Genomic DNA, 12,910 nt, shown 5'->3' on the forward strand with positions numbered 1-12,910 from the left:
GATGCTTGTGTTGAGCCCCATGGAAGGGTTTATGCGTCTCGCTCGTTTACTCAACAACACCAAACTACAACAGAGCCAAACTTTAAGACAAAGGAGTGAGAGTCATACCATGGGACAACAATTTTCAGAATTAAATGCCAAGCATATTGAGTTTATTGCCAAACAAAAGCTTTATTTTGTCAGTACAGCCGCAGATACGGGCACAGTAAACGTGTCCCCTAAAGGCGGGGATAGTTTGCGCGTGATAAATGCCTCGACTATTGCCTGGTTAAATCATACCGGCAGTGGTAATGAATCAGCGGCGCATGTATTAATAAACCCACGAATGACGATAATGTTTTGTGCGTTTGAAGGTGCGCCTCTTATACTGCGAGCTTATGGCAAGGCCACTGTATTACATCAAGGGGATGCACAGTGGCATGAATATATAGCGCTATTTCCACAAAGCGTGGCCTCCAGACAAATATTCTTATTGGCTATTGACAAAGTTCAGTCATCTTGCGGTATGTCAGTGCCTTATTTTTCCTATGAAGCCGATCGTGACGCTCTTGCTCAGTGGTCAGATAAGCAAGGTAAAGTAGGTATTGAGCAGTACTGGCAAAAGAAAAATCAGCACAGCATTGATGGCTTTGCCACGGATATAGTGAAAAAGTCAGCTCTGTTAGTAGAATAAATTACAGGCTAGCACTTAGTGTGAGTGAGCCGTAAGTATGCCAAGGTTTAATATCACTGTGATAAGCGCGGGTATAGCCGTTCAGGCTCCAAGTGAGGGCAAAATTTTCTTGTGTCCAAGTGAAGCCTAAACAGGCCTTTGCTTGGGTATTTTTAAGTTCAACCGATGACTCATAGGGTAAGCTACCTTCAATAGACAAGTCATTAAACCGGTAGCCAAGGCCAAGCCGCGCAAAGGTGGTCAAATTACTGCCATCAAGGGCTTGCGTTATATTGCCTATATGGCCGAAGTGGTTACTGAGACGACCGAAAGTGTTCGCTAGCATTGTTCCCCAGCGAAATAGAAAACCGAGAGACGCTTGGGTATTTAGATTCCCTAACGAGATATGACTAAAACCACTGACTTCCCATTGCCAGTCGGTAAAATAAGTGCCTTGATATTTTTGCTTTCTATACCAGAGTGAGTCTACTTCATAAGCAAACTGAGCGGTGACTTGTTCTTCTACCTGATACTGCCAACCTTGAGGTATGGTTGAGCCGGTTATCTGATGTACTTTGGTTTGTATTTTTTCAGCCCTTGCTTTAGGGCCAATAACGCCCACAGCTAACCAGTTTTTTTGTGCAAAATTTGGGCTGTAATTTGCGGTGTGACTTTCTAACTCGACTAAACCAACATAAGGTCTATCATTGCTTTGATAGTTCATTTTGCCAATATCATTAGGTGTCCACATGCGCTGGGATACTTTTACTCCCCAGGCCGTTTGATTTTTATTTACCGGAAAACGCATACCATGCTGCCATTGAAGCCATATTGGCATGCTTGAGCTGAGGTGTTGGTGATATTGTCGCAGTGCTTTACTTTCCCAAGCTAAAGAAAAGCCATTGGTATAATTACCATCACTGGTAAATAGACCATCATTGTCGAACTGAACACTTAATTGGCCAGCTTGTGCGGGAATGAGAACAACGGATAAAATCGTTAATAAAAAATAGACTGGGCAATAAACTTTTTTGCTGCTTGTGAGCGCTTTAATCATAGCAAACTCCTATTCTTTCAACACTAGGAGTATAGTTCGATAAAATTAATTTTCTGAAAGTAACTTAATTTAACTGAGTATTTCCAGGCAACTAAAGCGGGGCTTTGTTAATAAAAGTAACGACAGCTAAGCAAACAGAGCCGACATTTACCGCCAATAGCTCATTATTATCAGGCTATATTGGCATGTTTTTATTACCCGTTGGCACTGAGATGTACAAAAAAATGTACTAAATATAATCGTTCTACTTTATTAAATAATGGATAAAACTTACTAATGAAAGGTCTTATGTAATAATACAGGAGTGGTAACAATTTTTTGGAGGCTATTATGGCCCATGAGGAAAGACGTAATATGTCAAAAAATACTGATGCTAGTATAGATAATGGGAATAATGAACAAAAATCAACGCTAGAACAATTAGCCGATGCAAACCATGAAATTGAAGACTTAAAGTTACAAATCGCTTGGCTTGAGCGTTCTTACGAGTAGATTTTTCTAGCATTTATTCATTTGTTTATTGCTGTTGAATAATAATTAAGTGAATGAGAATAATCACAAAACTCAATAGATTGAAAAGGCAAATATAGGGTATATATTTGCCTTTTTTGTTGTCTGTCTGTCTGTCTGTCTGTCTGTCTGTGTTTAACTATGAAAGTCACCCTGTTGGTTTTCACTTTATAGTATTTTACCTAAAAATATCATTATTCTCTCGATAAGTTATTTGCATATCTATGTGTTCATGCTATTTTCCCTGCATTGTGTTTAAAGCAAGATTATTTATAATAAATTAGAGGAAGTCATCTTATGCCAAAGGCAAGTGATATAAAGAAAAATGCTGCGATAGAGCATAACGGTAAAGTGTTAATTGTTAGGGGTATTACTCGTTCTGTACCGCAAGGTCGAGCAGGCGGCAGTTTATATAGAATGCGTTTATACGACGTGGTTACGGGTGCTAAGGTAGACGAAACCTTTAAAGCCGACGATATGTTAAGTTTTGCCGATTTAAGCCGCCGCCCAGCAATGTTTTCATATATTGATGGTGATGAATATGTCTTTATGGATAATGAAGACTACACGCCATATAACTTAAATAAAGAGTCTATCGCCGATGAGGTTCTTTTTATTAATGAAGAAACGCAAGGGATCTCTGTCATCATAGTTGACGATTCGCCAGTGGCTATTGATCTTCCTAGCAGTGTCGAGTTAGTCATTACAGAAACAGACCCTTCGATAAAAGGCGCTTCAGCGAGTGCGCGTACTAAGCCCGCTATTCTCTCTACCGGATTAACGGTGCAAGTGCCTGAGCATATCTCTACCGGTGATAAAATTAAAATTAATACCGAAGACCGCAAGTTTATGGGACGTGCTGACTCGAAATAAAGTCTTGTTGCGGTAACTTCGTACTTAGTAGCCAATAAAAAATGTCCAAATCTTTGGGCATTTTTTTATGCGGCTGGCCGGCGTTAGTAAATATCAGCTAAACAGTTATTAACATTGCTGTTTGAACAATAAGGTTAAATTATGAGTGATTCAGTTTATTCTATTGGCCAGCAAGGCCAACCATGGGTGGATAAAGACAAGGCGTTATGGCTTGCTAAGCAAAATATTAAACGCTCTTACCAAGATGAAGTGCTAGCAAAGCTTGAATTATTAAGTTCTTCATTTGATATGATCCAATATGGTAGCTTGTCTATTGATGAAAGCCGTTATCCTTTATATGTTATGCAAAGTCAACATTGGCAAACGCATAATAAAACCGTGCTAGTGACGGGCGGTGTACACGGTTATGAGACCAGTGGCGTGCAAGGGGCAATTCGTTTTCTTGAAACTTGTGCTAAGGGCTTTAGCGAACAGTTTAATATTATTGTCGCGCCTTGTGTTAGCCCTTGGGGTTATGAAACCATTAATCGTTGGAATAATAAAGCGATAGACCCAAACCGTTCATTTTATGCTAATAGTCCAGCGCAAGAATCGGCGGCACTGATGGCTTTTATGGTGGAACTGGATGTTGATATTGCTATGCATATTGATTTACATGAAACCACTGATAGCGACAATAGCGAGTTTAGACCGGCACTGGCCGCCCGAGATGCTAAACAGCATGATAACTGGAATATTCCCGATGGTTTCTATTTAGTCGGGGATGCAACCAAGCCTGCCGCTGATTTCCAACGGGCGATTAACCAAGCCGTAGCAAAGGTTACTCACATTGCCCCCGCTGATAGCAAGGGTAAATTGATAGGTGTTGAACTTGAGCAAGTTGGTGTTATAAATTATGCCGCCAGAGCGTTAGGCTTATGTATGGGCTTAACAAACGCGCCCTATGTCACTACCACAGAGGTTTACCCTGATAGCGCTCGGGTTGATGATGAAAATTGTATTCAAGCACAAGTTGCGGCAATATCGGCAGCAATAACCTTTATCCAATAGTTATTCAATAGTTATCTAATATTTACTTCAGACTTAACGAATATAACAACGCCTACTAAATTGATTCTTAGTAGGCGTTTTACTTCATAAGTAGGCCTAGTGGTTAGGCTTTATTAATTCTCATAACGTACCGCTAAATCATCGACTTGAATATTACCAAATAATCGGCCATCAGGTGTCGCTGCCGTTGCCGTTTGCCTGGTTAGTTTGGTTACCTTAACTTTATAGGGGCTTAAGTTAAATCCAGCATAGGATTTTCCAGAGTTGTTGGTAAAATGAGTCAGGTGTAATAAGCTAAATTCATCACCTATTTTTAACCCATGATCCCTACCTAAGTTAATGATGACTTGGTTACCGTTCACTTGAATGATTTTGCCTCGGCTAGGCTCACACATAATATTTTCATCAATATCTTGAATAACTCTGTCGATAATATTATTAACCATTAGGCCATATTCACTGTGCCAAAATGCCTGACCATTGACATCCACTTTCATGCGCTTGCTAAATGTCCATGGCGCAGAATTTTGATAAGAATCTTGCCAAACTAATTCACCATTTAGGCCGTTATATAAATAGAAGTTAATGGCAAAATTTCTAGGGTAAATACCTTGCTGCCAAAACAACCAGCTATTAGTGGCTTGTTGATCAAAAGAAGTATTGGTGATTTCACTAAACATAATATATTGGCTATCGGTACTTTCACTTAACGATTGCGTTAATTGCGATATTTTATCACTGGCTAAGCTGTTATTAAGGCGAGAAAATTCCGTTTTATTATTCAGTATGCTACTGGTTTTAGTATAAGCACTTTGTTGATTTAGTTGTTCAGCCAATTTACGCATAACCGCTTTATCAATGAGGTAAATCTTACCAATATTAGCTTGCTCTCTATGTAATAAATGGCTGCGGGTAATGAGCAACGATTTTTTAAAGTTTACCGCAAAGCATTTTTTATCTTGAGGAAATATATCCACGCGAATTGTGACAGTGATAAGGTTGTCGCTGTGTATTTCATCAATTAGTTCAATGGAGTTGACACTGCCACTTGCCCGAATGCTAATTTTATCTTGTGTCAGTAAGCCATTGACCACTTGTTGCAGGCTCGAGACACTGGCTCCAGAGACCAGCAGCGCTTTCTTAAGTGCATTTTCCATCGCTTTAGTGCGTGCAAGCTCGATACTTATATCATTGGTGCGAGCATGTCCCTGTGTTTCATACCACTGACTGCTAACAGAAAAACTGTACAACAAGCTGAGGAATGTTAATTGTTTGATGAGTTTGTGCATAGTTGTTTTCATCTTCCTATTTAGCTTTAACCCGATTGACTTATACTTTCGGGAAAGCGTTTCTTTATCGACTAATATCGATTATGCATATTTCATGCCTTTCATATATTCGTTAATTTAGCGGGCACTTAATTATTGGCTTAGAATGTGCATTATTTATAAGTATGAAAATTAATACAATATGGCTAAGTGCTATAATTGACGAACCTAGTATTGAAGGGGAACACCATGAAAAAATGGCTTATAGCAGTTATCATACCTGCTTTATTCTCATGTGAGGCAACGAAGAATGATGGCTTTTATCAATTAACTCAAGTCGAAAAAGGACAGATTGATAGCTTTAACTTACCTCGTCATGCCATTAATGATGTGGTTAAAGGTTTAGCGTATCAGATGTTAACTAACAGTAGCTTTGTTAACGCAAACACCCCAGTTGCTGTCGCCTCTTTTGTTAATTTAAAAGACCTTGAAACAACTAATTGGCTTGGCAATCAGCTAGCGGAAAGCTTTGTTCATGAACTGCAACGTCATGGTTTAGTGGTGATCGACTTTAAAACTACTGGCCATATTCGTGTGACAAAAGACGGTGATTATGTCTTTAGTCGAGACTGGCAAGAATTACCTGAACGTCAGATAATTGACTATGTGGTTTCTGGCACCATGGTTGAGCAAGCAAATGGTATTATAGTGAATGCTCGTATGATTGGCATTCAATCTAAAGTGGTGGTTGCTACGGCGCAATCCTTTATTCCTGCTTGGGTGTTAGGTGATGAGATGAGTCATAGTGAGAATGTGAAAATGAGAGATGGTATGATTATTCGAGATAATGCTATGTTGTATAACGATGCACGTGCGGTGACTATACAAAATTAACAACTATTTCAGTAGCTTAATTCGCTATCTAAATTTAATATCTTAATTCAGTAGGGTAATGAATAATGCAATTTTATCAGCGACTAACGCTAAAGGAGTATATATGAGTAAATCATTAATTCGTGTCATTCTTATGATCAGTGTACTTTTTTTCACTAGTGCTTGCTCCCTTGTTTACGATAAACATGTACAGTGGCAAACCGTAAAACCAGAGACTTTTCCTGTGCTTTATGCGACAGGTTTTGCACCGATAAGTCTGCAAAAATCAACACATAAAACTCAGCGGATGTTAATGGCCATCAAGGCGTCAAAAATTGCCGCTTATGCAGAGTTAGCTGAGCAAGTATATGGTCAGCAAGTTACCGGTAAGGTAACCATGGCTGACTTATTAATCGAGGATCAGCAGTTAACGGCTTCGGTACAAGGTATTATACGCGGTGCTAAAGTGGTGAAAAGTTATCCTGTTGGAGATGTTTATACCACGGAATTACTGCTAGATTTTGAAGATGTATATAATATTTATCAAGTAAATCTAAATAGAAAAGTAATTAAAACGGTAACTCACTTTTAATTTTCGAGCTTGTACTTAATATATTAGCAGACATTAAAAAAGGCGTTAATCATTATGATTAACGCCTTTTTGTTGCTGGAATAAGCTTAGGCTTTTAGCCCGATACTTGACAGTCCAGCACTTTTTTTACCCTTACTATTATAAGTAATAGCGTTTTTATTATGGCTTTCTAATAGGCTTGTTTTCATACGCTCGACAGCAAGCTGAGATTGTTGGATGATTTGGCCATTGACCAAGTTTTTCTGTTGGCAACTTTTTAACAACACGGTGATTTCTGCTAGTTGCTGCGTTAATTTCCCTGCGGCTTTATCTTGAGCGAAGCCTTGATGTTGAGATATTTTTTGGTCGAGTTGCTGAATGGCTACTAACTGGGTGTTTTTTTCCTGGCTGATAGTAAGCAGCGCTTGTGGATCGTGTTGCTGTAATATTTGTTTTTCATTCGAAATTATCTGGCCCAGAGCGGTTAACTGTTGATGTTGTTGTGTTAACAATTCATGTGACGTTAATTCTTGGGAATTTGACCCTGATAACATAAGCTTGCCTTTGATTTTTCACTAAACGATATATCTTACAGTCTATCGTTAAATAAGATTAAATTCAAAGTTAGCAATATTGGCCGCTAATTTTTCCGGATTGATTTTATAATCACCAGCACTGATAGCTTTCTTTAATTCATCAATTTTCTTTTGATTTATTACCGGTGCATCCGCTGCTTTTTTTTGTAATTCATTAAGCTGTTTTGCTTGCGGAGTAATTGACACTGAATCTTGTCCGGCACTTTTTACTTGTGCACTATTCGATGCGGTTTGAGCAGATTGCTGTTTTACCTGCTGCTGTTGAGTATGCTTAACTTGATTGTTTGTATTCAAGTTGTTGATATTTATAACCATAATTTCATCCTATAACAATGAAATGATATTTTAAATGAGTTCTATTAAGTTATTATCGACCATCAGCGGGATAACTTTAGCTAAAAGTACATTAAAACATAAATAATCTCACAGTGAGCTTAGCTGCAAAAATTATTTGTACCCTAGATTGTCTAAAGCTAGATTATAGATGAATTATGACTTGGTTAATAGCTTTGACTCTCGGGGTAATCACTTTATTTGAGCGGGTATTTCTTACTTTGATTTGCTCATTAATATTGCCGGAGCTTAATGCTATACCTTGGCTTTTGATAGTGAAGGCATCAGAGGAGACAATAATCGTTACCATATCGCCCTTACAAATTAAGCAGATACTTTTCTTACTAATGGTTTTACCTTTACCTATACGTCTTTTCGCCTTAGCGCCAAAAACAATGGCGGTATCGGTCAGTTTATCACCACGAATTTTGTTGATGGCTATGTAAGCTAACTCAACATTACTTTCGTCAAGCCGGTCTCCTTGGCTAATTGTACTTTTTGCAATTAAAACAGCTTTAGTTATTTCTATTTTGGCCGATAAATATATTTTCCATGGTATTGATTCATCACAACTAATTTTTATATTTACATTTCGTGTACTGTTTTTATCATGTATATTTGCTGTTAAGGGTATATTACACGGTTTAATGATGATTCTAGGATCTAAGTGAGCAACCGAAATACGAACTTTTTCTTCGTTAGTTGAAGGGAATTGTTCAATTAAATAGCTGGTCGCGAAACGTTCAATAAACGCACTGTCTAGTTCGCTTGCAGCAATAGTTGCTGGCTTAATGAACAGTAAGCATAAAAAAACTAAAAAATGTTTGGTATGTCGCATATATTTTGTTATCTATCGTTAAGTAAATGCAAATATTCGTCTATGCTTAACCTAGGTTAGTGCTATAAAATGAGGTTAAATCGTGCGTCAATTATCAGGCGCTTAGTGTGAATATCAACTCTATATTTTAAATACAATTCAAGAATTGTGCCTTTTATGTTTTATTTTTTTAAATACAATGAAGGGTACGGTGTTACATGAGGTTTATATGGCAGGCATACTCGATTCGGTAAATCAGCGCACGCAACTTGTCGGCGAAAATAGATTAGAATTGTTACTATTCAAACTTGTTGGTAGGCAACTTTTTGGCATTAATGTCTTTAAAGTGCGTGAAGTGATGCCATGCCCGAGGTTAACGGTATTACCTAAACAAGACTCCTATATTAAAGGTGTTGCTCATATTCGTGGGCAAACTATTTCTGTTATTGATTTAAGTAAATCAACGGGCGGCTTGGCAATTGAACAAACGGCTGACAGCTTTATTATTATTGCTGAATATAACCGCAGTGTGCAGGGCTTTCTCGTTGCTGGCGTTGAGCGAATAGTGACCTTAAGTTGGACTGATGTAATGCCACCACCAGAAGGGGCAGGTAAATCCAGTTATCTAACCGCAGTCACTGAAATAGATGGTCAAATGGTGTCAATTTTAGATGTTGAGAAAATTTTAAATGAGATTAATCCTGTTTCAACGGAGTTAAGTGAAGATGTCATTGATGCCAGTGTTGGTGAAAGTCTAGGCGATAAGCTGGTTCTGATTGCTGATGATTCAACGGTAGCACGAAACCAAGTTAGAAGGGCATTAGAGCCATTAGGTATCAAGATGATTTTAGCTAAAAATGGTCGTGATGCTCTCGATCAGTTATTGGCGATTGAGGCAACGTGTGAACATAGTATTACTGAAAAAGTTGCGCTAATGATTTCTGATATCGAAATGCCAGTAATGGATGGCTATACCTTAACGGCAGAAGTCAAAGGAAATGACCGCATGGCTAAAATGCCCATTATCTTACATACCTCGCTAAGTGGGGTATTTAATAATGCTATGGTTAAAAAAGTGGGGGCAGATGATTTTATTGCCAAGTTTCACCCCGATGAATTAGCTACCGCTGTAAAAAAATGGCTAAAATTAGAAGATTAACTCTTTATAAAAATTAAAATAAAATTTCAAAAGCATTTGACCTGAATTTATGCACCCCAATTTTGGTGAATTTAAATGAGTACTTCGAAATAAACAGGAAGCTATTGTGTCAGCAAGACAACTTGATGAAAAAAGTTATAACCAATTTAGAACCTTTTTAGAGCAGCAATGTGGCATTGTGCTCGGTGAAAATAAGCAATATTTAGTTAAAAGCCGCCTAGCGCCACTAATGGCTAGATTTGACGTGAGTTCATTGGGTGAATTAGTCACTCGGACACTTTCCCCGGTAGAGCGGCAATTACGTGCCGCAGTCATTGATGCTATGACCACAAATGAAACCTTATGGTTTCGAGATGATTATCCCTATAAGTTACTACAGAGTAAATTGTTGCCTGATTTTGTCAACAGAAAAACGCCGGTTAAAATTTGGTCCGCCGCCAGTTCTTCTGGGCAAGAACCCTATTCTATTGCGATGTCAGTATTGGAGTTTCAACAAAAAAATCCTGGAGCATTCCCTCGTGGTGTGCAGGTCATAGGTACCGATATTTCCACGACTATGCTAGAACACTGTAAATACGGTCATTATGATAATTTAGCACTTGCTCGTGGTCTATCTGAGGAACGTAAAAAACGCTTCTTTGAAGAAGGTGATAACGGTATGTTGAAGATAAAAGAACAAGTCAAAAATATGGTCAATTTTAGGCCGCTTAATTTACTGAATAGCTATAGCTTGATGGGCCGCTTCGATATTGTTTTTTGTCGTAATGTGCTCATTTATTTCTCACCAGAAATTAAAGCACAAATCATTAGTCAAATTCATGGCGTATTAAATCCTCAAGGCTATTTGTTTTTAGGTGCATCGGAATCTCTATCAGGAATAAATCAAGATTTCACTATGTTACGTTGTAATCCTGGTATCGTTTATCAGAAAAAATAACCCTGTCAAATATTACTCATTGCTAGTGAATATAACCGCTAGCAAGCATTACCCTCATTAACTCACTTACCTTTAAAACAGCCTTGTTAAATTTTTTGGCATAAATATTGAATGTCATTTAGCTATAACGTAAATCATCGTGAGGCTATTATGGCTATAGGATTCGATCAAGGCTTTCAACTACACACCCAAGGCATGCTTATCCGTGCCCAACGTGCAGAAATCATTGCTAGCAATATTGCCAATGCGGATACCCCAGGTTACAAAGCAAAAGGGCTTGACTTCAAACAAGCACTTAGCCAAGCAGCAAATAAGCAGCAAATGGGCATGACTCGTACCAATGAAAAGCACTTTGATGTACGCACCGAACTCAATAATTCAGTCAGTTTTCGTGTACCAAATCAGCCTGATACTGGCGATGGTAATACGGTAGATGTACAAGTGGAACGAAACTTGTATCTAAAAAATTCATTGAAGTATCAAGCAAGTGTACAGTTTCTTAATGGCAAAATACAAGCCATGAAGAAAGTGATTAGTGGAGGTTAATAATTATGAGTCTTTTTAACGTATTTGATATCACGGGTAGTGGTATGAGCGCACAATCAATCCGCTTAAATACTACGGCGAGTAACATTGCCAATGCCGAAAGTGTTAGTAGTAGTGCCGATAAAACTTACCGCGCTAGACATCCCGTTTTTGCCGCTGCCATGCAAGAAGCTGCCGCAGGGCTAAGAGCAAGTGACGGTAGTAGCGTAGGGGTTACTGTTTTAGGCATTGTTGAAAGTGATAAACCGCTAACTGTTGAATATGCACCTAATCACCCCATGGCAGATAAAGACGGCTATATCTATAAGCCCAATGTTAATGTCATTGAGGAAATGACAAATATGATATCAGCATCGCGTTCCTATCAAACGAACGTGCAGTTAGCTGAATCGGCCAAAAACATGCTCAATAAAACCTTAATGTTAGGGCAAAGATAATGATGACTTATATGGCAGTGATTAATTTTGTTGGTGAGGAAATGAATGATGTCACTAATACTGTGATATCAGCATCGCGTTCCTATCAAACGAACGTGCAGTTAGCTGAATCGGCCAAAAACATGCTCAATAAAACCTTAATGTTAGGGCAAAGATAATGATGACTTATATGGCAGTGATTAATTTTGTTGGTGAGGAAATGAATGATGTCACTAATACTGTGATATCAGCATCGCGTTCCTATCAAACGAACGTGCAGTTAGCTGAATCGGCCAAAAACATGCTCAATAAAACCTTAATGTTAGGGCAAAGATAATGAGCAATATTGATAGGTCACTTAGTTTACTACATAACGTAGGAGTGGATAATGGAAACAGTTAAGGGCACTAACCTGTTAGAGGGGCTTCGTTGGCAAAAAGAAGAATATAAAGCGGCTGAAAAAGATAACGGCATGCTGACGCAAGCTGATTTCTTTGCGCTATTAACCCAAGAGCTAGCGAATCAAGATCCAACCAAACCGGTTGATAATAACGAAATTATTTCTCAAATGACCGCCTTCTCAACTACTGATGGTGTGCAAAGATTGAATGATTCGTTTGATATATTTGCCAGATCTATGACGTCTAGCCAAGCACTGCAAGCTTCCTCGCTGGTTGGTCGCAGTGTTTTGGTTGAAGACAATGTCTTTGGCATGGAAGAGGGGCAATCGGTAAAAGGTAAACTGGTTTCAGACAAACCAGCCAGTAACGTAAAAATTTATGTTGAAAATATTGCCGGTGAAATCATTCAAACTGTGCAAGTAGGTAAGGTCGATGCCGGCGGAATGAATTTTACTTGGGATGGTCAAACAGCAGAAGGTGAACCTGCTCCCGAAGGTGCTTACCGTTTCCGTATTGTTGGTTTGGTTGACGGTCAAGCCTCTGAATTAGAGGCGATGACATACCGTAAAGTAGATAGCGTAACCTTAGCTGGTGCTGGCGGTAATATCATACTGAATCTTAATGGCGGTAGCTCCATGGCCTTAGCCGATGTGGTTGAAATATCGGGTGGTGATAGTTAAGTTTTTAGTAACATCATTAAATAGAAAGTATAAATTTTACCTGACAGAGTAATAACAAGCATTTAACTGCCCAGGTATATAGCAAAGTAGCTAATTTTAAGAGAGTTAGATTATGTCATTTAACTTTATTGGTGCATTAAGCGGTTTGTAACCGTGAAGTATCTAAGCGGG

19 protein-coding genes are annotated in these 12,910 nt (G+C 38.6%); 14 read left to right on the top strand and 5 right to left on the bottom strand.

Features of this window, described 5'->3' with window-relative positions; genetic code table 11:
• Window positions 1–673 (top strand): pyridoxamine 5'-phosphate oxidase family protein (locus MTCD1_RS17375; protein ID WP_235013375.1); only part of this gene is annotated, 673 nt, incomplete at its 5' end.
• Window position 674: 1 nt separating this feature from the next.
• Here the strand turns inward: MTCD1_RS17375 and MTCD1_RS17380 are convergent.
• A complete protein-coding gene (locus MTCD1_RS17380; RefSeq protein ID WP_057180176.1) occupies window positions 675–1,709 on the bottom strand; it encodes a lipid A deacylase LpxR family protein in 1,035 nt (344 codons plus the stop codon).
• Between the two features lie 104 nt (window positions 1,710–1,813).
• On the opposite strand from MTCD1_RS17380, the gene MTCD1_RS22160 reads away from it, so the two are divergent.
• The 4 genes from MTCD1_RS22160 (at window position 1,814) to MTCD1_RS17390 (ending at window position 4,142) form a co-directional block, all read left to right on the top strand.
• Window positions 1,814–1,942, top strand: a complete 129-nt coding sequence (locus MTCD1_RS22160; RefSeq protein WP_268807365.1) for a hypothetical protein — start codon at window positions 1,814–1,816, stop codon at window positions 1,940–1,942.
• A gap of 97 nt (window positions 1,943–2,039) precedes the next feature.
• Window positions 2,040–2,201, top strand: coding sequence for a hypothetical protein (locus tag MTCD1_RS21535; RefSeq protein WP_197410255.1), 162 nt, complete (start codon window positions 2,040–2,042; stop codon window positions 2,199–2,201).
• Between the two features lie 315 nt (window positions 2,202–2,516).
• Window positions 2,517–3,092 carry an elongation factor P-like protein EfpL gene (gene efpL / locus MTCD1_RS17385; protein WP_057180177.1) on the top strand — a complete coding sequence of 192 codons (576 nt, stop codon included), beginning with the start codon at window positions 2,517–2,519 and terminating at the stop codon, window positions 3,090–3,092.
• A 141-nt stretch (window positions 3,093–3,233) separates the two neighbouring features.
• Window positions 3,234–4,142, top strand: coding sequence for a M14 family metallopeptidase (locus tag MTCD1_RS17390; RefSeq protein WP_057180178.1), 909 nt, complete (start codon window positions 3,234–3,236; stop codon window positions 4,140–4,142).
• A gap of 113 nt (window positions 4,143–4,255) precedes the next feature.
• Here the strand turns inward: MTCD1_RS17390 and MTCD1_RS17395 are convergent, their stop codons facing one another.
• Window positions 4,256–5,431, bottom strand: coding sequence for a flagella assembly protein FlgT (locus tag MTCD1_RS17395; protein WP_057180373.1), 1,176 nt, complete (start codon window positions 5,429–5,431; stop codon window positions 4,256–4,258).
• Between the two features lie 228 nt (window positions 5,432–5,659).
• On the opposite strand from MTCD1_RS17395, the gene MTCD1_RS17400 reads away from it, so the two are divergent.
• Together MTCD1_RS17400 and MTCD1_RS17405 are read left to right on the top strand one after the other, a co-directional pair.
• Window positions 5,660–6,304, top strand: a complete 645-nt coding sequence (locus tag MTCD1_RS17400; RefSeq protein WP_057180179.1) for a FlgO family outer membrane protein — start codon at window positions 5,660–5,662, stop codon at window positions 6,302–6,304.
• A gap of 103 nt (window positions 6,305–6,407) precedes the next feature.
• Window positions 6,408–6,875 (top strand): LPP20 family lipoprotein, encoded by a 468-nt coding sequence (locus MTCD1_RS17405; RefSeq protein ID WP_057180180.1) that lies wholly within the window; start codon window positions 6,408–6,410, stop codon window positions 6,873–6,875.
• 86 nt (window positions 6,876–6,961) lie between these two features.
• On the opposite strand, the gene flgN is transcribed toward MTCD1_RS17405, so the two are convergent.
• The 3 genes from flgN to flgA form a co-directional block, all read right to left on the bottom strand.
• The gene (gene flgN, locus MTCD1_RS17410) at window positions 6,962–7,408 is read right to left on the bottom strand and encodes a flagellar export chaperone FlgN (RefSeq protein ID WP_057180181.1); all 447 of its coding nucleotides are present in this window, start codon (window positions 7,406–7,408) and stop codon (window positions 6,962–6,964) included.
• A 48-nt stretch (window positions 7,409–7,456) separates the two neighbouring features.
• Entirely contained in the window at window positions 7,457–7,765 is a 309-nt protein-coding gene (gene flgM / locus MTCD1_RS17415; RefSeq protein ID WP_082606446.1) for a flagellar biosynthesis anti-sigma factor FlgM, read from the bottom strand.
• Window positions 7,766–7,928: 163 nt separating this feature from the next.
• Complete coding sequence (gene flgA, locus MTCD1_RS17420) at window positions 7,929–8,621, bottom strand: flagellar basal body P-ring formation chaperone FlgA (RefSeq protein WP_057180182.1); 693 nt, start codon at window positions 8,619–8,621, stop codon at window positions 7,929–7,931.
• Between the two features lie 208 nt (window positions 8,622–8,829).
• Here flgA and MTCD1_RS17425 point away from each other — a divergent pair, with 208 nt between their 5' ends.
• The 7 genes from MTCD1_RS17425 to MTCD1_RS17455 all read left to right on the top strand — a co-directional run bounded on the left by MTCD1_RS17425 (window position 8,830) and on the right by MTCD1_RS17455 (window position 12,739).
• On the top strand, window positions 8,830–9,759 hold the full coding sequence (locus MTCD1_RS17425; RefSeq protein ID WP_057180377.1) for a chemotaxis protein: 930 nt from the start codon (window positions 8,830–8,832) through the stop codon (window positions 9,757–9,759).
• Window positions 9,760–9,865: 106 nt separating this feature from the next.
• Window positions 9,866–10,696: a CheR family methyltransferase gene (locus MTCD1_RS17430; RefSeq protein ID WP_057180183.1), complete on the top strand. Its 831-nt coding sequence runs from the start codon at window positions 9,866–9,868 to the stop codon at window positions 10,694–10,696.
• Between the two features lie 150 nt (window positions 10,697–10,846).
• Window positions 10,847–11,242 carry a flagellar basal body rod protein FlgB gene (gene flgB, locus MTCD1_RS17435; RefSeq protein WP_057180378.1) on the top strand — a complete coding sequence of 132 codons (396 nt, stop codon included), beginning with the start codon at window positions 10,847–10,849 and terminating at the stop codon, window positions 11,240–11,242.
• Window positions 11,243–11,247: 5 nt separating this feature from the next.
• Window positions 11,248–11,679, top strand: coding sequence for a flagellar basal body rod protein FlgC (flgC, locus tag MTCD1_RS17440; RefSeq protein ID WP_057180184.1), 432 nt, complete (start codon window positions 11,248–11,250; stop codon window positions 11,677–11,679).
• Entirely contained in the window at window positions 11,679–11,837 is a 159-nt protein-coding gene (locus MTCD1_RS23295; protein WP_438819295.1) for a flagellar basal body rod protein FlgC, read from the top strand. Before flgC ends, MTCD1_RS23295 begins: the two co-directional genes overlap by 1 nt.
• Entirely contained in the window at window positions 11,837–11,995 is a 159-nt protein-coding gene (locus tag MTCD1_RS23300; RefSeq protein WP_438819295.1) for a flagellar basal body rod protein FlgC, read from the top strand. Before MTCD1_RS23295 ends, MTCD1_RS23300 begins: the two co-directional genes overlap by 1 nt.
• Before the next feature lie 51 nt (window positions 11,996–12,046).
• Window positions 12,047–12,739 carry a flagellar hook assembly protein FlgD gene (locus MTCD1_RS17455; RefSeq protein ID WP_057180185.1) on the top strand — a complete coding sequence of 231 codons (693 nt, stop codon included), beginning with the start codon at window positions 12,047–12,049 and terminating at the stop codon, window positions 12,737–12,739.
• Window positions 12,740–12,910: the final 171 nt, after the last annotated feature.

The organism is Colwellia marinimaniae (genome assembly GCF_002207865.1).
In the GTDB taxonomy this organism is placed as follows: domain Bacteria; phylum Pseudomonadota; class Gammaproteobacteria; order Enterobacterales; family Alteromonadaceae; genus Colwellia; species Colwellia marinimaniae.